The 18807-nt window shown below is 73.5% G+C and carries 15 protein-coding genes; 8 read left to right on the forward strand and 7 right to left on the reverse strand.

Annotated features, from left to right (window positions below):
• The first annotated feature begins 147 nt into the window (after positions 1-147).
• Positions 148-1359, forward strand: a complete 1212-nt coding sequence (locus ACIQFU_RS00005) for a helix-turn-helix domain-containing protein (protein WP_402547745.1) — start codon at positions 148-150, stop codon at positions 1357-1359.
• 428 nt (positions 1360-1787) lie between these two features.
• The gene (locus ACIQFU_RS00010) at positions 1788-4544 is read left to right on the forward strand and encodes a beta-galactosidase (RefSeq protein ID WP_402547746.1); all 2757 of its coding nucleotides are present in this window, start codon (positions 1788-1790) and stop codon (positions 4542-4544) included.
• Between the two features lie 12 nt (positions 4545-4556).
• On the opposite strand, the gene ACIQFU_RS00015 is transcribed toward ACIQFU_RS00010, so the two are convergent.
• The 4 genes from ACIQFU_RS00015 to ACIQFU_RS00030 form a co-directional block, all read right to left on the reverse strand.
• The gene (locus ACIQFU_RS00015; RefSeq protein ID WP_402547748.1) at positions 4557-6062 is read right to left on the reverse strand and encodes an alpha-N-arabinofuranosidase; all 1506 of its coding nucleotides are present in this window, start codon (positions 6060-6062) and stop codon (positions 4557-4559) included.
• A gap of 108 nt (positions 6063-6170) precedes the next feature.
• The gene (locus tag ACIQFU_RS00020; RefSeq protein WP_402547749.1) at positions 6171-7034 is read right to left on the reverse strand and encodes a carbohydrate ABC transporter permease; all 864 of its coding nucleotides are present in this window, start codon (positions 7032-7034) and stop codon (positions 6171-6173) included.
• On the reverse strand, positions 7031-7972 hold the full coding sequence (locus ACIQFU_RS00025) for a carbohydrate ABC transporter permease (RefSeq protein WP_402547751.1): 942 nt from the start codon (positions 7970-7972) through the stop codon (positions 7031-7033). The genes ACIQFU_RS00020 and ACIQFU_RS00025 overlap by 4 nt, the downstream gene beginning before the upstream one ends.
• Entirely contained in the window at positions 7969-9327 is a 1359-nt protein-coding gene (locus tag ACIQFU_RS00030; RefSeq protein ID WP_402547752.1) for an extracellular solute-binding protein, read from the reverse strand. Before ACIQFU_RS00030 ends, ACIQFU_RS00025 begins: the two co-directional genes overlap by 4 nt.
• A 264-nt stretch (positions 9328-9591) precedes the next feature.
• Between ACIQFU_RS00030 and ACIQFU_RS00035 the strand changes: the two genes are divergently transcribed.
• From ACIQFU_RS00035 to ACIQFU_RS00050, 4 genes are all read left to right on the forward strand, one after another.
• Complete coding sequence (locus tag ACIQFU_RS00035; RefSeq protein WP_402547754.1) at positions 9592-10143, forward strand: toxin; 552 nt, start codon at positions 9592-9594, stop codon at positions 10141-10143.
• The gene (locus tag ACIQFU_RS00040) at positions 10140-11324 is read left to right on the forward strand and encodes an MAB_1171c family putative transporter (protein WP_402547756.1); all 1185 of its coding nucleotides are present in this window, start codon (positions 10140-10142) and stop codon (positions 11322-11324) included. Before ACIQFU_RS00035 ends, ACIQFU_RS00040 begins: the two co-directional genes overlap by 4 nt.
• 106 nt (positions 11325-11430) lie before the next feature.
• Positions 11431-12642 (forward strand): MAB_1171c family putative transporter, encoded by a 1212-nt coding sequence (locus ACIQFU_RS00045; RefSeq protein ID WP_402547757.1) that lies wholly within the window; start codon positions 11431-11433, stop codon positions 12640-12642.
• A complete protein-coding gene (locus ACIQFU_RS00050; RefSeq protein ID WP_402547759.1) occupies positions 12632-14038 on the forward strand; it encodes an FAD-dependent monooxygenase in 1407 nt (468 codons plus the stop codon). Before ACIQFU_RS00045 ends, ACIQFU_RS00050 begins: the two co-directional genes overlap by 11 nt.
• An 18-nt stretch (positions 14039-14056) precedes the next feature.
• Here ACIQFU_RS00050 and ACIQFU_RS00055 read toward each other — a convergent pair whose 3' ends face one another.
• The gene (locus tag ACIQFU_RS00055) at positions 14057-14917 is read right to left on the reverse strand and encodes an SMP-30/gluconolactonase/LRE family protein (RefSeq protein WP_402547760.1); all 861 of its coding nucleotides are present in this window, start codon (positions 14915-14917) and stop codon (positions 14057-14059) included.
• Positions 14914-15687 carry an IclR family transcriptional regulator gene (locus ACIQFU_RS00060; protein ID WP_402547762.1) on the reverse strand — a complete coding sequence of 258 codons (774 nt, stop codon included), beginning with the start codon at positions 15685-15687 and terminating at the stop codon, positions 14914-14916. The genes ACIQFU_RS00055 and ACIQFU_RS00060 overlap by 4 nt, the downstream gene beginning before the upstream one ends.
• Before the next feature lie 125 nt (positions 15688-15812).
• Between ACIQFU_RS00060 and ACIQFU_RS00065 the strand changes: the two genes are divergently transcribed.
• Positions 15813-16415, forward strand: a complete 603-nt coding sequence (locus tag ACIQFU_RS00065; RefSeq protein WP_402547763.1) for a hypothetical protein — start codon at positions 15813-15815, stop codon at positions 16413-16415.
• A 12-nt stretch (positions 16416-16427) separates the two neighbouring features.
• On the opposite strand, the gene ACIQFU_RS00070 is transcribed toward ACIQFU_RS00065, so the two are convergent.
• Positions 16428-17135 (reverse strand): FadR/GntR family transcriptional regulator, encoded by a 708-nt coding sequence (locus ACIQFU_RS00070; RefSeq protein WP_402547764.1) that lies wholly within the window; start codon positions 17133-17135, stop codon positions 16428-16430.
• Positions 17136-17332: 197 nt separating this feature from the next.
• On the opposite strand from ACIQFU_RS00070, the gene ACIQFU_RS00075 reads away from it, so the two are divergent.
• Positions 17333-18739, forward strand: a complete 1407-nt coding sequence (locus ACIQFU_RS00075; RefSeq protein WP_402547765.1) for an SLC13 family permease — start codon at positions 17333-17335, stop codon at positions 18737-18739.
• Positions 18740-18807: the final 68 nt, after the last annotated feature.

Genomic DNA, 18807 nt, shown 5'->3' on the forward strand with positions numbered 1-18807 from the left:
AAAAACAAAAACAACCAAACACAAACAACACCAAACAACCAAAAAACACAAAACACCCCCCCCCCCCCCCCCCCCCCCCCCCCCCCCCCCCCCCCCCCCCCCCCCCCCCCCCCCCCCACCGGACATGTCGACGGCAAGGGATCACTCATGCCCTCAATCGCGCGTCCCTCGGTGTTAGGTGAACCGCTCGATCCCCTCCCCAAGAAGTTCGCGGCCTTCATGCGGCCGCTGCTCCCGGGGCTGCTGAACGAGATACGCACCGAGGTCACCCGCAGCTATCCGGTGTACGGCAGGCTGCTCAACGGCCCCGACGGGGACGCGATCCGCCAGGGCGTCGAGCAGGCGCTGACCGCCTTCGTGGACCGGGTGGCCGACCCCTCCAGCAGCTCGGAGCTGAGGGACGAACTGCTGCGCAGGTTCGGCCGGGTGGAGGCATACGAGGGCCGTGACCTGGAGGTGCTGCAGGGGGCCTACCGGCTCGGCGCCCGCATCGCGCTGCGCCGGGCCAAGACGCTGGGCCGGCAGTACAGCCTCTCCCCCTCGCTGATCCTCGCCTTCGCCGACGCCCTCTTCGCCTACGTCGAGGAGCTGGAGGCGATCACCCGAGAGGGGTACGCGGAGGTCCGGGAGCGGGCCGCCTCCGAGGAGTCCGCGTTACGAAGACAGTTACTGCACTTCCTGCTGGCCTCAGCGCCGCTGCCCCGGACGGCCGTGTCCGAACTGTGCAAGGCCGCCGCCTGGGAGCTGCCCCGCTCCTGCTTCCTCGTCGCCCTGCAGTCCCCGGCGCCGGAGCACATCCAGGCGGGCCTCGACCGGGACGTCCTCGCCGACCTGGACATACCGCAGCCGCACCTGCTCGTGCCCGGGGACCCCACCCCCGCCCGCCTCGGCATGATCGGCACCGCCCTGGCCGGCACCCGTGCCGCCGTGGGCCTGACCGTGCCGATCACCCAGGCCGCCGACTCCGTCCGCTGGGCCCGCCGCGTGCTGCAGCTCGTTGACGACGATGTCATCCCCGACGCTCCGCTGATCCGCTGCGAGGATCATCTGACGACCCTGTGGCTGCTGTCCGACCCCGCCCTCGTCGACCGGATCGCGGCCCGTGAGCTGGCCCCGCTCGACGCCTTGCCGGCCAGGCGGCGCGACCGGCTCGTGGAGACCCTCCGCGTCCACGTGTCCACCCGGGCGCCCGCGGAGCAGGTCGGCGACGTGCTGGGCGTGCACGCGCAGACCGTCCGCTACCGGCTGCGGACGCTCGACACCCACCTGGGCGACCGCCTCGCCGACCCCGACCACCGCTTCGCCATCGAGGTGGCCCTGCGCTCGCTGCACCTGCGCGGGCACGAGGACACGAAGTGAGCACCGGGGGCGCCGGCCGGGGGCGTACCCGTACCGGCTGACGGAGACCGCCCACACCTACGGCGAACCACCGGCCGGGGCCGGGCCTCCCCGTACTCACCCGCGGCCCGGTGTCGACGCCGAAGTCGCGCCGGCGTGGCCGAGCGGATTGAACCGGCGGTTCTCGCCGAAGCCGGTGGGCGCGGAGCCGCCGCCCGCCTGGGCGGGCCTGCCCGCCCGTGGGCCCTCGAACCCGCCGGAGAGCCCTCGTGCGCGTGGCCGCCCCGCGCACGACGGCGGGCGGTGCCCCCACCGGAAATCTGTGCGGTCCGTCCGCGCGGCGGTCCTCGTACCGGGCCACGGGCTGTCCGCTGGGACAATGGCCCGGCACAGGCGGTCCCGGGCAGCCGACGGGACCGGAGGCACCGCGCGCAACAGGAGAGGCTCCCTTGGAGCTCAGCAGGCCCAACCGGCTCGGCAGACGAGCGTTCAGCGCCCTCGCGGGCACCACCGTCCTCGGTCTCGCCCTCGGCGGCAGCGTGAGCAGCGCCGCGCTGCCCTACTCCGGTGGCCCCGGCCCCGTGCCCACCGGGCCGCCGCCCGGCCCGCCCGGTGCCGACGGCCGGCGCCACCGGGTCGCCCTGGACCGGTACTCCCTGCTGGTGGACGGCAGGCGGCTGGCACTGTGGTCCGGCGAGCTGCATCCGTTCCGGCTGCCGAGCCCCTCGCTGTGGCGGGACGTGCTCCAGAAGATGCGCGCGTACGGCCACAACGCGGTCAGCGTCCGCCTCGCCTGGAACCAGCACTCCCCCGCCCCGGGCACGTACGACTTCACCGGCGTCCGCGACCTCGACCTGTTCCTGCGCACGGCCGCCGAGTGCAGCCTGTACGTCGTCCTGCACCCCGGCCCGTACATCGGCGCGGACGTGGACGCCGGGGGTCTGCCGGGCTGGCTGACGACGGTCGGGGGCCGGGCCAGGACCACCGATCCCGCGTACCTGCGCCACGCCGACGAGTGGCTGAGCCGGGTCAACGCGATCGTCGCCCGTCACCAGTTCACCCGGGGCGCCGGCACGGTGCTGCTCTACCGGGCCGACACCCCGGAGCGTGCCGGCCTGGACCACCTGCACGCGAGGCTGCGCGCCGACGGCGTCGAGGTGCCCGTGCTGCACCCCGGCTCCCCGCTCGCCTGGGAGGAGCCGGAGCGGACCCGGGAGGCCGCCGAGGCACGGCGGCTCCACTTCGCCCGCCTGGCGCACGGGAGTACGCTGCACAACGTCCGCATGGCGTTCGGTGGCACCTCGTGGGGGTGGCTCGCCGCCCCGTCGGCGCCCTCACCGACGTACGACCCCACCGCGGCGATCGACGAGGCGCGCCGGCCGACGGCCAAGCTCGCGCCGCTCCACCAGCTCGGCCACCTCCTGCGCCACGTCCCGGACTTCACCCGGATGACCGGGGCGCCGGCGGTCCGGGCCGCGGACGACCGCCTCCGGGTGCGGCATCTGGCCAACCCGGACACCGGCGCCCACGCCTACGTCCTGCGCAACGACTCGGCCGCCGACGTCACCTCGACGCTGCCGATGGGCGGGAGCGAGGTGGAGGTCACCGTCCCCGCCCGGGACGCCAAGCTGCTCGCCACCGGGCTCCGCCTGGGCGCGGGGCGCAGGCTCGCGTACGCCACCGTGCAGCCCATGCTGGCGATGAGCGTCGGGCGGCTGGACATCGCCGCGTTCGTGGGGCGGGCCGGCGAGATGGCGCACCTGGTCCTCGACTGTCCGGGCGAGCCGTGGCCGACCCGGCTGGACGAGGAGGCCGCCTGGACCTTCGACCAGGGCAAGCTGCACGTGATGGTGCCGCTGAAGGAGGACCGGCTGACCCGGGTGCGGGTGCGCAGCGGCGACTCCGACCGCACCCTGCTGCTGCTCTTCGCCGACGACGCCGCCTCGCTGCGGCTGTGGCCGTACGAGACCCCGTCGGGGCGGGTCCTGGTGCGCGGTCCCGAGCTGCTGCGCGAGGCCGTCCTGGACGGTGCCACGATCCGGCTGACCGGTGACACGGTCGGCGAGCGCGAGCTGGAGGTGTGGGCGCCGCCCGGCATCACCGACATCACCTGGAACGGCGAGACGGTGCAGTCGGGGCTGGGCCGCGCCCTGAGCCTGATGGCCGTGTGGCCGCTGCGGGGCGTGCCCGAGCTGGTCCTGCCCGCGCTCGGCGGCTGGCGGCGCCGCACGGAGAACTTCGAGGCCGGTCCCGACTACGGCGACGAGGGCTGGACGGTCGCCGACCGGCGCACGTCGCACAGCACGACGCCCGTCCCCGACGGCGGGCCCGTGCTCTTCGCCGACGACTACGGCTTCCACTACGGCGACGTCTGGTACCGCGCCCGCCTCTCCGGCGCCTTCGGCCTGGAGTCGGTGTCCCTCGCGTACAGCACGGGCGCGGGCGGACTGCTGATGGCCTGGCTGGACGGGGAGCCGCTGGGCAGCCACCGGCCGGGCGGGGCGGGCGACGGGAAGGGCACGTGGACGGCCACGGCGGACTTCCGGCTGCCGGAACCCCTGCGCGTGCGGGGCGGCGGGGACAGCGGACCCGTTCTGTCCGTCCTCGTCCGGCGCACGCAGCACGGCCAGGACGCCTACCGGGCGGCCCGCGGGCTGACCACGGCCCGTTTCGAGGGCGCCTCCCCCGACGTGCGCTGGCGGATCATGGGCGCGGCCGCCCCCGACCCGGTGCGCGGGCCGCTCAACCACGGCGGGCTGTACGGGGAGCGCCACGGCTGGCACCTGCCCGGGTACGACGACGGCGGGTGGGAGCCGGGATCCCCGGCGGCCGTCCCGGACGAGGACCGGCGCCAGGGCGTGACCTGGTACCGGACCACGTTCCGGCTGGACGTCCCACCCGAGACCGACGCCTCCGTGGGCCTCGTCCTGGACGGCGCCCCGGACCGGGACCTGCGCGTCCAGGTCTTCCTGAACGGCTGGAACATGGGCGAGTACGTGAGCGGCGCCAAGGACACCCCCCACACCTTCGTCCTCCCGAACGGCATCCTGCGCACCCGCGCCGCCGCCAACACCCTGGCCCTGGCGGTCCTGTCCGACGGCGACACGGCTCCGGGTCCCGGCCCGGTGCGCCTGGAGCTGCTGGGCAGCGCGGCCGGAGGAGTGCCGGTGAAGCCGGTCCCCTCCCCCGGCCGGCGCCGCGGCTGACCCGGGGCGGGGTCAGCGCAGCCGGATCACGTTCCAGGACAGCGGCTCCAGGACGGCGGTGAGCCTGCCGTCGTCCAGGCCCGTGCCGTCCACCGGGTGCGGGGTGACACGTTCCGGCTCGGCGAGGGTGTTGCGGGCATCGGGGTCGGCGTCGGAGAGGGCGCTGTGCTCGACGACCTCCGTCACGCCCAGGCCGCCGAGGGCGACCTCCAGCGGGAGGGCCCCGGTGCGGGAGCGGTTGACGGCGAACACGGTGACCGAGCCGTCCTCGGCGCGCACGGCGGTGGCGTGCAGCAGGTCGGCCTCGCCGTACTTCGCCGTCTCGTACGTCGGCGAGTCCACGCGCACGTCGAGCACCTCGCCACGGCCGTACTTCGAGGCCTGGGAGAAGGGGAAGAACGTCGTCTGTCGCCAGGCCGGGCCGCCGGGCTCCGTCATGATCGGGGCGATGACGTTGACGAGCTGGGCGAGGCAGGCCACGGTGACGCGGTCGGCGTGCCGGAGCAGGGCGATCAGGAGCGAGCCGAAGACGACCGCGTCCATGACGCTGTAGTTGTCCTCCAGCAGGCGGGGCGCCTCGGGCCAGTCCAGGGCGCCGACCTCGGCCTGCGTCTTGGTCATGTACCAGACGTTCCACTCGTCGAAGGAGAGGTTGATCCGCTTCTTCGACTTGAGGCGGGCGCCGACGTGGTCGCAGGTGGCGACGACGTTCTCGATGAACGACTCCATGTCCACGGCGGAGGCGAGGAAGGAGTCGACGTCCCCGTCGTGCGGCTCGTAGTAGGCGTGCAGGGAGATGTGGTCGACCAGGTCGTACGTCTCTTTCAGGACCGTCGCCTCCCACTCGGCGAAGGTCTCCATGGACTGGCCGGACGAGCCGCAGGCGACGAGTTCGACGTCCGGGTCGATCTGGCGCATGGCGCGGGCGGTCTCGGCGGCGACGCGTCCGTACTCCTCGGCGGTCTTGTGGCCGGTCTGCCAGGGGCCGTCCATCTCGTTGCCGAGGCACCACAGTCGGATGCCGAAGGGGTCCTTGTCGCCGTGCTCGGCACGCAGGTCGGAGAGCGTCGTGCCGGAGGGGTGGTTGGCGTACTCCTGGAGTTCGAGGGCCTCCGCCACGCCGCGGGTGCCGAGGTTGACGGCCATCATGGGTTCGGCCTGCGGGCCGATCTTCCTGAGGAAGGCGATGTACTCCGAGAGGCCGAAGCGGTTGGTCTCGGTGGAGCGCCAGGCCAGGTCGAGGCGGCGCGGGCGGTCCTCCACCGGGCCGACCGAGTCCTCCCACCTGTAGCCGGAGACGAAGTTGCCGCCCGGGTAGCGGACGGCGGTGACACCGAGTTCGCGGACCAGTTCCAGCACGTCCTGGCGCAGCCCCTCGGCGTCCGCGGTGGGGTGGCCCGGTTCGAAGACGCCGGTGTACACGCAGCGTCCGAGGTGTTCGACGAAGGAGCCGAAGAGACGGGGGTTGACGGCGCCGACGGTGAAGGCGGGGTCGAGGGTGAAGCGGGCGGTGCGCATCTTTTCCTTTCGAGGGGGTTGTGTGTTGTCTGCGGGTGCGTGGGGGCTGGTCGCGCACACGCGGCGGAGCCGCATACGGACACAGTCCCGCGCCCCTTTCGGGGCGCTCTACTGCCCGGCGAGACCCGTGTGCGCCACACCCGCCACGATCTGGCGCTGGAAGAAGACGAAGACGACGATCAGCGGCAGGCCGGCCATCAGGCCGCCGGCCATGAGCTGGGCCCACTGGATGCCGTAGGAGTTCATGACGGTCGCGATGCCGTTCGGCATGGTCATCAGGTCGGGGTCGTTGGTGACCATGTAGGGCCACAGGAAGTTGTTCCAGGAGCTGATGAAGGTGAAGATGCCGACCGCCGCGAGCGAGGGGCGCGACAGCGGCACGATGATCGTGAAGAAGACGCGCCAGCGGCCCGCGCCGTCGATGAAGGCGGCCTCCTCCAGCTCACGCGGGATGCCCTGGAAGAACTTGTAGAGGATGTAGACCATCGCGGCGGGCGCGCACTGCGGCAGGATCATGCCCCAGTACGTGTCGACCATGCCCATCTGCTGGACGGTGGTGAACAGCGGCACGCCGAGCACGGCCGGGGAGACCATGAGCCCCGCCATCACCACACCCATCAGGGCGCCCTTGCCGCGGAACTCGGTGCGGGCGAAGCCGTATCCGGCGAGTGCGGCGACCAGCAGCACGATCGTCGTCACGCACACGGACACGACGAGTGAGTTGACGAACCAGTTGGTGATGTTGCCGGTCTCGAAGAGGGCCTGCCAGGCCTGGCCGGTCCAGTCGTGCGGCAGCCAGTGCGTGGGCACCTCGACCGCCTCGGTCTCCGACTTGAGCGAGGTGAACAGGGCCCAGGCGAGCGGGGCGAGGAAGAGGGCGGAGACGGCGGTGCCCAGCAGGGTGAGCACGATCTGGGCGGGCGTCCAGGCCCTGCGCGGCCTGCTCCGGTCCGGTGCCGCGGCGGTGGTCATCGGCCGCCCTCCTCACGGTTGCGCAGCAGCCACATCCGGGCGAGGGCGACGGCCGCGATGAGCACGAAGAAGATGATGGAGATCGCGGAGGCGTAGCCCACGCGGTAGCTGGTGAAGCCCTGTTCGAGCGTGTACTGCACGAAGGTGCGGGTCGAGTTCTCCGGGCCGGGTCCGAAGTCCTGCATGACGACGGCCTGGTCGAAGACCTGGAGCGAGGCGAGGATCTGCAGGGCGAGGACGAGGCCGGTGATGTTGCGCAGCATCGGCAGCGTGATGTGGACCGTGCGGTGCCAGGCGTTCGCGCCGTCCAGCTTGGCGGCCTCGTAGAGGTGGGCGGGGATGCCCTGGAGCGCGGCGAGGTAGAGCAGGAAGCTGAAGCCGACGGTCCACCACAGGGTGGTGACGACGACCGCGAGCATGGCGTAGGACTTGTCGGTCAGCCAGGGCGTGTCGAGGCCGAAGACGTGGTTGACCATGCCGGTGCCGGGGTTGAACAGCCACTGCCACAGGTTGGCGGCGACGGTGGAGGGCAGCAGGAACGGCAGGAAGAAGCAGAGCCGCCACAGCCACTTGCCGCGCTCGATGTGGTGGGCCAGCATCGCGAGGAGGAAGGCGAGGACGGTGATGCAGGGCACGACGAGCAGCGTGAAGTACGCGCTGTGGCCGAGCGCGTCCCACATCAGGGGGTCCTTCAGTGCCTCTCGGTAGTTGTCGAGCCCGATGAAGTGCGCGGTGTCGCCGGAGATGTTGGCGTCGGTGAAGCTGAGGTAGACGCCGCGCAGCAGCGGCCAGATCACGAAGAGCGCGAAGAGGGCGAGGAACGGCGCGACGAACCAGCCGCCGTGCTGGAAACCCTGCCGTCGGCGGGCGCCCGCGCTGTCGGCGGCGGTCCTCGCGCGCGCCGGGCGGAGGATCGTCTCGGCACCGGTGGCGGTCATGCGGCGGTACCTCCCTGCGCTGCGGTGCGGCCGTCCATGGGGTTCTTCATGGCGAGCAGTTCGGCGAGCGTGCTCTTCATCCGGCGGGCGGCCGACTCGGGCTTCGCGGAGCCCGTCGTCGAGGAGACGACGATCGGGCCGACGCGCTGGGCGAGGATGCCGGTGGAGCCGGCGAACCACACCTTGGGCTCGGTGGCCTGGTAGTCCATGGCCGAGACGTACTCGTTCTGCGGCTGCAGCTTCTTGTACGCGGCCGTGGACAGGGTCGGCGTGTAGGCGGGGATGTGGCCGCCGGCCGCCCACTGCCGGGCGTGCTTGACGACGTAGGCGGCGAGCCGGTGCGCGCCCTCGTTGGTGGCGCCGCCGCGGCCGGCCTGGTGCGGCAGGACGAAGGAGTGGGACTCGGCGTGGGTGGCGCGCCTGCCGAAGACGGGCGGCAGCGGGGTGGCGCCGTAGTCGAGCTTCGCGGCGTCGAAGACCGGCACGGACCAGTTGCCCTCCCAGGCGAACGGCGAGCCGTTGACGAACTGTTCGGCACCGGCGCCGCCGCCGAAGGAGGGGTTGGCGTACCCGTCGGCGACGTGCTTGCGCAGGAACTCCAGGACCTGGACGGCCTTGTCGGTGTCGAAGGTGACCCCGGTCCTGGCGTCGTCGAACCAGGTGCCGCCGAGCTGGGTGTAGAAGGCGACGAAGAACCACCACTGGAAGTTCTGGTCGTTGTGCCACAGGCCGATGGTCTGCAGCCCCTTCGCGGTGGCCTTCCTGGCCTCCTTGAGTACGTCGAACCACTCCTCGGTGGAGGTGACGGGCACGATCCGGCCGTCGTCGCCGAGCAGGCCCGCCTTCTTCAGCACGTCCTTGCGGTAGAAGCAGAGCTGGACGTGGATGTCGAGCGGCAGGGCGTAGAGCTTGCCGTCGATGACGGCGCGTTTCCACAGTTCGGGGTTGAAGTCCTCCTCCCGCACGCCGTACTCGGCGAGCAGCGCGGGGTCCCAGGGGTCGAGGAGGCGGCCGGGCGAGAAGCCGGTGACGCGGCCGAGGTGCATGACGCCGAGGTCGGGGGCGCGGTTGCCGGCGGCGGCCATGGCGAGCTTGGTGTAGAAGGGGCTGCCCCACTGGAGGGTGGAGTCCTTCACGTCGATGCCGGGGTTGTCCTCACGGAAGGAGTCCAGCATCGCGATCATGTTGTAGCCGTCGCCGCCGCTGAAGAGGTTCCAGTAGCTCACCCGGGTGTCCGCTCCGGAGGCGAGCGCGTCGGCGCCGGTGCCGAGCGCCGCGAAGCCGAAGCCGCCCGCGACCGTCAGGCCGCCGGCCGCGGCCAGAAAGTGCCTGCGATCCAGGCCAGGTCGTCCCATGCCCTGCCCCATCTGTCGTCGTTCGCTGTGCGGTCTCCGCGGTCGATCCATCATGTTCGATATATCGAAGGCCGCCCGTAACTTCGAACGGGAAACGTAGGTGGCAAGCGCTTGCGCGTCAATGGTTCGGACAGGATCCCGGGCAGGACTTTCCCGGAGGGCGCGGAGACGCCCTCGGAGCTGCCGGGAACTGGCCCACAGGGCACGCGTCTTGGCATATTGCAGGGGTGACCGGAGGACGGCCGGGGGAACGAGGAGACAACGGTGCGTACCAGGAAGGAGATGCGGCGTCTGGCTGACGCCCTCATCGACCCCATCCGGGTGGCCGTGCCGGCCGATCCCGAGGTGCTGTTCGACGCGCTCGTCGCCTCCGTCAGCGCGTGGCGGGGCCGGGAGGTGGTCGTGCACCGGGCGGCGTTCCCGCCGCACACCGCGAGCGGACTGTGGCTGGAGCGCGAGAGCCACGACGACGTGGTGGTGGACGAGCGCGCGGCGGTCTGGCACCAGATCGTGATCCTGTGCCACGAGGTCTGGCACATGAGCCGCCGTCAGGCCGAGGCGGAGGGCGGGGCCGAGGCGGCCGCGGGCGCGCGGACCGGCGACCGGCTGCGGCCGGTGGCGGCGCGCACCGACTTCTCCCTGGCCGAGGAGCAGGAGGCGGACCGCTTCGGCATGCTGATGGGCAGCCGGCTGCGCACCTGGCTGGACGCCTCCACCGACTCGGTGTTCGCCGCGGAGGGCGGCGACGCGGCCAGTCCGCGCAGCCTCGCCGGCCGCATCGGGGCCGCGCTCAACTACCGCGGGACGACCAGATGACCAGCCTGATCAACTACCTGAGTTGCGCGGCGCTCTGGCTCGGCCTCGCCGTGAAGGCCCCCGACCTGGTGCGGCACCGGCACGACCCGTATCTGCGGGCCATCTGCGCGGTACTGGGGCTGGCCGGGCTCTGCTTCCTGCTCGGGGCGCCGCCCACGGTCGGGGCCGTCAACCGGCTGAGCGGTGTGCCCAACCTCGCGGCGCCGCTCACCTACGCGGCGATCACCGGGTACTGCGCCGCCTCCCAGGTGCTCGTCGTGCACTGGCGCGGCGGCCCCCGGGTGCGCCGCACCGCCCGCCGGTGGACGCTCGCCTACGCCGTGGTGATCCTCGGCATCGGGGTGGCCTTCGTCCTCGGCGACGCGCCCGTGGAGCGCCGCACCGACCTGGACACCTACTACGCGACGACCCCGTTCATCGCCGAGATGATCGTGCTGTACCTGGTCGCGCACCTGACCGCGGTGACCGTCACGACGGTCTCCGCGCTGCGCTGGGCCCGGCACGTGCGCGGCGGGCTGCGGGCCGGGCTGCTGCTGCTCGGGACCGGTTCGCTGTGCGGCGCCGGCTACAGCGTCGCCAAGCTCGTCGCGGTGGGCGCCCGCTGGTCCGGGCAGGACTGGTCGGCGCTCGGCACCACCGTCTCCCCGGCCGCGGCCGGCCTCGGCGCCCTGCTGGTGGTCGTCGGGGTGCTCGTGCCGCTGGCGGCGCCGTGGGCGGCCGAGTGGCGGCGGGCATCCCGCGCGTACGTCCGGCTCGAACCGTTGGAGCGTGCGCTGGACGACCTGCTCGCCCGCCGGGCGCTGCGTCTGCCACGCCCCCGGTTCGCCTCGCCCGCCACCCTCCTGATGTGGCGCCGTACCAGCATCCACAACGCACTGGGTCACCTGGCCGCGTACTGCGACCGGGACCTGTACGACCGGATCCGGGCCGACGCGCTGACGGCGACGGGGGATCCCGGGCTGGCCGGGGCGAGGGCCTGGGCCGCCGTGATCGCCGACGCGCTGCGCCGCGAGGCCGGTCCCGGGCCGACGTCACCGCCGGTCTCCGGCAGCGGCCGGTCCCCGGTGCCGTCACCGGACCCGGCGACCCTCGCGAGGATCGCCGACGTGCTCGCCGGCACCGGGCGGGTGCCCGCCGCGTCCGCCCTGCCCGGCGGCAGGACCACGGCGGGCACCGCGTGACGGGCCACGCGTCCGCAGGCGGTCGTACGGGCAGGGGTAAGGGCGGCCGCACGGACCACCGGCGCGGCCGGGCCGGGCAAGTCCCGCACGAGAGGAGTGGTCGGGCGTGAGTCTCGTCGTCTACCTGGCGGCAGTGGTGTTCGGCATGACCTCGGTGCTGCTGTTCCGCCGCCCGCGCACCGCCGTCCGCAATCCGCTGACCCTGTCCACCTGCGTGGCGATCGTCCTCGGTGCCCTGGTCTTCGTGTGCGCCGCCCCGGCCACCCTGGGCACCGTCAACGAGCTCACCGGCGTCACCAACTTCGGGGCTCCGCTGACCTACGGCATGCTCTCCGCGTACAGCTGCGCGGTGCTGGTGCTGCTGATCAACTGGCGCGGCGGTCCCCGGCCGGTGGTGCGGCGCGCGGTGCTGCGCAGCATGGCCGCCTACGGTCTGCTGGTGGCCGCCATCGTCGTGCTGTTCCTGCTGGCCGACGCGGGCACCGAGCGGCTGACCGACCTCGACACGTACTACGCGGACGCCCCGTTCATGCGGGAGATGATCCTGCTGTACCTGCTGGGGCACAGCGCGGCGATGCTGGTGATGTGCGCCGTCTGCGTCAAGTGGAGCCGTGAGGTGGACGGCCTGCTGCGGGCCGGGCTGCGGCTCATCCTGCTGGGCGGGCTGCTGGACCTGGTGGGGTTCCAGTGCACCAAGTACACGGCCGTGGTGGCGCGGTGGGCGGGCAACGACCTCGACTTCCTGTCCACCACGGTGGCCCCGCCGATGGCGTCGCTGGCGGCGCTGGTGTGTTCCGTGGGGTTCGCGCTGCCCCGGCTGCTGCCGTCCGTGCTGGCCCACTGGCGGGGGCTGGACGACTACCGGCGGCTGGGTCCGCTGTGGTCGCTGGTGGGGTCGGTGTCCACGGCGCCCAAGCCGCCGGCCGCCTGGTGGCAGCTCCCCCGGGCCCGGCTCCAGTGGCGCGAGGTCTCCATCCACGACGCCCTGCTCGCCCTGGCGCCGTACTTCGACCACCGGGTCCGCGAACGGGTGCGGGACGCCGCCCTGCGCGCGGGACGCTCCCCGCACGAGGCCCGGCTGGCGGCGGAGGCGGTGATGCTCGCCGACGCGGCGCGCCGGGCCGCGGCCCACGAGGAACCGCCGGACACCGGCCGCTCCTACCGGCTGCACGCCACCGAGGTGCCCGGCCCGAGCGGGCTGGTGGAGCTGTCGCAGGCCCTGCACCGCACGACCGGCCGCGGCGCCGCGCCCGGCGGCACGAGCCCGTCCTCCCTGACCGGATCCCTGACCGAACCCGAGGAGCCCCATGTCGCGTAGAGCTGTCGTCGTCGGTGCCGGGCTGGCCGGAATGCTCGCCGCGGCCGTACTGGCTGACGCCGGCGTGGAGGAGGTCGTCGTGCTGGACCGCGACGAGCTGCCCGACGGCCCCCACCTGCGCCGGGGACTGCCCCAGGGCCGGCACGCGCACCTGCTCATGTCCGGCGGGCTGGCCGCGATGGAGGAGATCGTGCCCGGCGTGGGCCTCGGCAAGCGGCTGCTCGCCGCCGGGGCCCACGAGGTGTCCCTCAGCTCGGGCATGCTGGCCCGCACCCCCGAGGGCTGGCTGCGCCGCTGGCGGCGCGAGGGGCCCGTCATGCTCACCTGCACCCGGGCGCTGGTGGACTGGACGGTACGGGCCGCCGTGCTGGAGCACACGCCGGTCGAGGTCCGCGAGGCGGCCGCGGTCGGGCTGACGGGGTCCGCGGGGCGGGTGCGGGGCGTGCGGGTGTCGGGGCCCGACGGGGAGACGGACCTCGACGCCGACCTGGTCGTCGACGCGAGCGGACGCGGGTCGCGGATCGTCCGCTGGCTGGACGGGCTCGGAGTGTCCGGCGTCCGCACTCTGACCGTGGACTCGGGGCTGGTCAACGCCTCGCGCCTGTACCGGGTACCGGACGGGGCTCAGCGGTTCCCGCTGACCGTCGTGCACGCCGACCCGTACGTCTCCCGGCCGGGCCGCAGCGCCATGGTGATGCCGGTCGAGGGGGACCGCTGGCTGGTCAGCTGCGGCGGCACGCGCGGCGGTGAGCCGCCGGCCGACCCCGAGGGCTTCCTGCGGTACACGCTCGGACTGCCGGACCCGATCGTCGGCCGGCTGGTCTCCGGCGCCGAACCGCTCACCGACGTGCACCTGAGCCGGTCCACCAGCAATGTGCGGCACTACCTGGACAAGGCGCCGCACTGGCCGGAGGGTCTCGTGGTCCTCGGCGACGCGCTCGGCACCTTCAACCCCGCCTACGGACAGGGCATGTCGGTGGCCGCGTTCGGCGCCCGGGTCCTCGGCCGGGAGCTGGAGCGGGCCGGCGGGCTCGACGCGCCCGGCCTCGCCCGGCGGGTGCTGCGGGGCGCGGCGCGGCCGGTGGACGCTGCCTGGGCCCTGGCCGTCGGGCAGGACGTCCTGTACCCCGCGACGCGCGGCGGCGGACGGCCGGGGATCGCCGACCGTGCGGTGACGGCGTACTCGCGGCGCATGACGAGGGCGGCCACCGGCAACTTCGCGGCGGCCTCCGCGATCTGGGACGTCACCAGCATGCGCAGACCACCGACCCGCATGTTCCACCCGGCGGCGGTCCTGGCCGCCCTGGCCGGCCCGCCGCTCCCCCTGCTGACCGGGCCGCCGCTGACGCCCGGCGAACGCGAGGTGCTCACCGGGCTCGACCGCACGGGGATGTGAGCGGACGCCCGGCACGGCTCACCCCGCGAACACGGGCTGCGCCACCCCCCGTCCGGCCCCCGGCACCACCAGCAGCGACCCCGCCAGCGGATGCGGGGCCGGCAGGCCGACGCGGGCGGTCGTGAGGTACAGGTCGGTGAGGTCCGGGCCGCCGAAGGCGCAGGCCGTGACGCGGGGGACGGGGAGGGTGATCACCCGGTCCAGGTCGCCGGACGGGGTGTAGCGGCGTACCGCGCCGCCGTCCCACAGGGCGACCCACACACAGCCCTCGGCGTCGACGCACAGTCCGTCGGGAAAGCCCGCGCCGTCCTCGATCCCGGCCAGGGGGCGGCGGTTCGCCACCCGGCCGTCCGCGGTGACGTCGAAGACGTCGACGCGGCGGGTCGGGGTGTCGGCGTAGTACATCAGCGTGCCGTCGGGGCTCCAGCCGGTGCCGTTGCTCACCGTCACGTCGTCCAGGACGGTCTCGGCCGTGCCGTCGCCGGTGTACCGGGTCAGCGTGCCCCCGCCGCGCGCCTCGTCGTAGCGCATGGTGCCCGCCCACAGGCTCCCGTCGGGGGCGACGGCGGCGTCGTTGCCGCGACGGCCGGGGACGGGCTCGCGGTGCAGCCAGCGGAAGGTGCCGTCGGGATCGAGCAGGCCGATGCCGTCCCGCAGGTTGAGGACGAGGCCGCCGCCGGCGCGGGGCTTGACGGCGCCCACGTGCTGGTCGGTTCGGCGCAGCGTGCGCCGGCCGGTGGCCGGGTCGTAGGTGTGGACGCGGGAGTTGAGGATGTCGAGCCACAGGAGGCGGTCCGTCGCCGGGTCCCAGGTGGGCCCCTCGCCGAGGGCCGCCTCCTCGTGGACGGCCACCTCGAAGGCCGTGCCGGCCGCCGTCATGCCGCGCTCCGGTGGCCGAGCCGCTCGGAGAGGTCGACGGCGCCCTTGACGGCCAGTTGCTCCAGTTCCGCGCGGCGTTCCTCGCTCCAGCGGATCATGGGCACGGAGATCGACAGGGCGGCGACGACGCGGCCGGTGCGGTCGCGGACCGGGGCGGCCACGCAGGAGACGTCCGGGTTGGACTCACGGCTCTCCACGGCGGTGCCCCGCTCGCGGATCGCGGCCAGGGCCTCGCGCAGGGCGGCCGGCTCGGTGATGCTGTTCGGGGTCATCGCGGTCAGCTCGGCGCCGTCGGGGAAGCGCGCGGCGACCTCCGGCTCGGGCAGGGAGGCCAGCAGCATCTTGCCGACGGACGTGCAGTGCGCGGGCAGCCTGCGGCCGGCCGCGGAGACCATGCGCACCGCGTGCGTGGAGTCGACCTTGGCGATGTAGATGACGTCGGTGTCCTCCAGGATCGCCACGTGCACCGTCTCGTCGCAGGTCTCGGCGACGGTCCGGGCGACCTGCTGGCCCTCGGCGGCGAGGTCGAGGTGCTCGGCGTAGCGGGCACCGAGCTGGTACGGGCGCACGCCGAGCCGGTACCGTCCGGACTGCCCGGCGACCGGGACGATGTACTTGCGGGCGGCGAGCGTGGTGACCAGCTCGTGGACCGTGGTCCGCGGCAGCTGGAGCCGGCGCACGATGTCGGGGGCGGAGAGCGTGCCGTCCCCGTCGAGGAAGAGCTCCAGTATGTCGAGAGCCCGGGTCACGGCCGGCACGAGGCGTCCCATGTCCAGCCCCCTCCCTAGTGTGTTCGAGATTTCAACAGACGGTCGGAATGACGAACACAGGCTACTCACATCGCGTTTGCCCGGGCAATGGGTGTGCGGCCGTCCCATGGTCCGCACCGTCCGCGATGATGGTTGCCATGCCGACCGGAAAGCAGTCCGCAGGACCGTTCACCCCGCGCGACTTCCAGCTCGTCCTGCTGCGCCGCATGGCCGACCACAACCCCGGCCCGGTCGAGGACGCCCGCCGCGAGCTGGGCGCCTCGGTCGCGGACATGCGCGAGGCCAACAGGCGCTGGCAGGCGATGCTCCGCTCCCCCCGGTCCCGCTCGGCGGCCTCGCGGTACCGCTCCGTCCTCGGCGAGCCCGAGTCGGTGGCGCCCCGCCGGATCGGTGACCTGGAGTGCGAGGCCCGGCAGTGGGCGCTGCCGCTCTGGCCGGACCTGCGCTTCGAGGTGCTGGTCGCCGACAGGGGCGCGGTCTGGAACGAGTGGCTGGTCCGCGCGCCGGGCGCGAGCGGGCCCGAGCTGCGCACCCTGGAGGACCTCACGCCCTGGTCGTGCACGGTCGACGAGACGGCCCGCGCCTTCGCCCCCGCCCGGCCGCTCCAGGGCTCGGCCCCGACCCGGTGGGGGCTGGCCTTCACCGCCCCGGACCACGACGGCGTACGCCACGAGGTGGTCGCGGAGTTCACCTGGGGCCTGCTCCAGCGCACGGCCGCCGGCGGATAGCGCTGGTCCCGGTCAGCGCTCGTCCTCCGGGTCCCAGTCCAGCAGCCGAACCTTGGCGACCGTACGGACGTGGCGGCGCATCGCGGCGGCGGCCTGCCGGGGCTGCCGGGCGGCGATCGCGTCGAGGATGGCCCGGTGCTGGGCCAGGGAGCGGCCGGGGCGGCCGGGCTGGCGCAGGGACTCGGTGCGGCTCTCGGCGATCTGGTGGGCGATGGAGCGCATGAACTCGGCGAGCAGGCTGCTGTGCGCCGCCGCCGTCACCGCCGCGTGGAACAGCCGGTCGCCCTCGACGCCGTGCCCGTCCCGGTCGATCTCCTCGGTCATCACCGCGAGCGCGGACCGCATCGCGGCGAGGTCGTCCTCCGTGCGGCGCTCGGCGGCCAGTTCGGCGAGTTTCGTCTCCAGCGCCTCGCGGGCCTCCAGGACGTCCGGGAGGCGCCGCCGGCGTTCGACCATCTTCTCGACCGGTTCGACGTCGAGGCTGTCCCGGACCAGATAGGTCCCGCCGCCGTGCCGCGCCTCCACCAGGCCCTGCACCTCCAGGACCACGATCGCCTGCTTCACCGAGGCGCGGCTGACGCCGAGGCGCTGGGCGAGGTCCCGTTCGGGCGGAAGCCGGTCGCCGGCCCGCAGGCCGCCGTCGGTGACGTACTGACGCAGCCGCTCCAGCACCTGTTCGTACAGGCGCTGCTTGGTCATGGGCCGCAGGGCGTCGGTCATGAGATCCCCCCTCTCGCCGGGAGCGTAGCACCGGGCGAGGAGGTGGCCCGGTGGACGAGTGGCTGAGCCAATTGTTGCGCGACCCCTTGACGGCAGCCCCCGCCGGGCCCACGCTGACCAGCCAACCACACCACCCAAGTGGCTCAGCCACTCAGCCACTCCTTCCGGCAGTCAGGTCAGCACTCGGGAGCCCCCGCATGTCCCCCGAACTCATCTCCATCCTCGTCCTCGTCGTGGTGTTCGTCATCGCCACCACCCGCTCCGTGAACATGGGCGCGCTCGCCTTCGCCGCCGCGTTCGGGGTGGGCACGCTCGTCGCCGACCTCGACGCGGACGGCATCTTCGCCGGGTTCCCCGGCGACCTGTTCGTCGTCCTCGTCGGTGTCACCTACCTGTTCGCGATCGCCCGGGCCAACGGCACCACCGACTGGCTGGTGCACGCGGCCGTCCGGCTGGTGCGGGGGCGGGTCGCGCTGATCCCGTGGGTGATGTTCGCGCTCACCGGCGCGCTCACGGCGATCGGCGCGGTCAGTCCGGCCGCGGTCGCGATCGTCGCGCCGATCGCCCTGAGCTTCGCCACCCGGTACTCGATCAGCCCGCTGCTCATGGGCACGATGGTGGTGCACGGCGCGCAGGCCGGCGGGTTCTCGCCGATCAGCATCTACGGCTCGATCGTCAACGGCATCGTGGAGCGCGAGAAGCTCCCGGGCAGCGAGGTCGGCCTGTTCCTCGCCTCGCTGGTGGCCAACCTCCTCATCGCGGCCGTGCTGTTCGCGGTGCTCGGCGGGCGGAAACTGTGGGCGCGCGGGGCGGTGGCGCCCGAGGACGGCGGCCGCCCCGGCGAGGGCACGCGGCCCACCGGCACGGGCACCGGCACCGGCACCGGCACCGGGACGGATACCGCCGCGGGGACGGGCGCCGGCCCGGCTCCCGGTACCGGCGGCGCCGCACCCGCGGCCGTGGCCGTCCGTCCCGGCCAGGAGACCGACGGCACCGGCGGCATCCGCCTCACCCCCGCCCGCGTCGCCACCCTCGCCGCCCTGGTCGCCCTGGTCGTGGCCGTCCTCGGATTCGACCTGGACGCGGGGCTGAGCGCGGTCACCCTCGCCGTCGTGCTGAGCACCGCCTGGCCGGAGGACAGCCGCCGGGCCGTCGGCGAGATCGCCTGGTCCACGGTGCTGCTGATCTGCGGTGTCCTCACCTACGTCGGCGTGCTGGAGGAGATGGGCACCATCACCTGGGCCGGCGAGGGCGTCGGCGGCATCGGCGTCCCGCTGCTGGCCGCCGTACTGCTCTGCTACATCGGTGCGATCGTGTCGGCCTTCGCCTCCTCCGTGGGCATCATGGGCGCGCTGATCCCGCTGGCGGTGCCGTTCCTCGCGCAGGGCGAGATCGGGGCGGCCGGCATGGTGGCGGCGCTCGCGGTGTCGGCGACGGTGGTGGACGTCAGCCCGTTCTCGACCAACGGGGCGCTGGTGCTGGCCGCCGCCCCGGACGTGGACCGCGAGCGGTTCTTCCGCCAGCTGATGGTCTACGGCGGGATCGTGGTGGCGGCCGTGCCGGCGCTGGTCTGGCTCGTACTGGTCGTGCCCGGCTTCGGGTAGACCCGCTTCGGGCGATCGGCACCGTCCGGCAGCCTTGGACGACAGCTCTCGGGCAACAGCTAAGGAGT

This window comes from Streptomyces sp. NPDC093065 (assembly GCF_044754585.1).
In the GTDB taxonomy this organism is placed as follows: domain Bacteria; phylum Actinomycetota; class Actinomycetes; order Streptomycetales; family Streptomycetaceae; genus Streptomyces.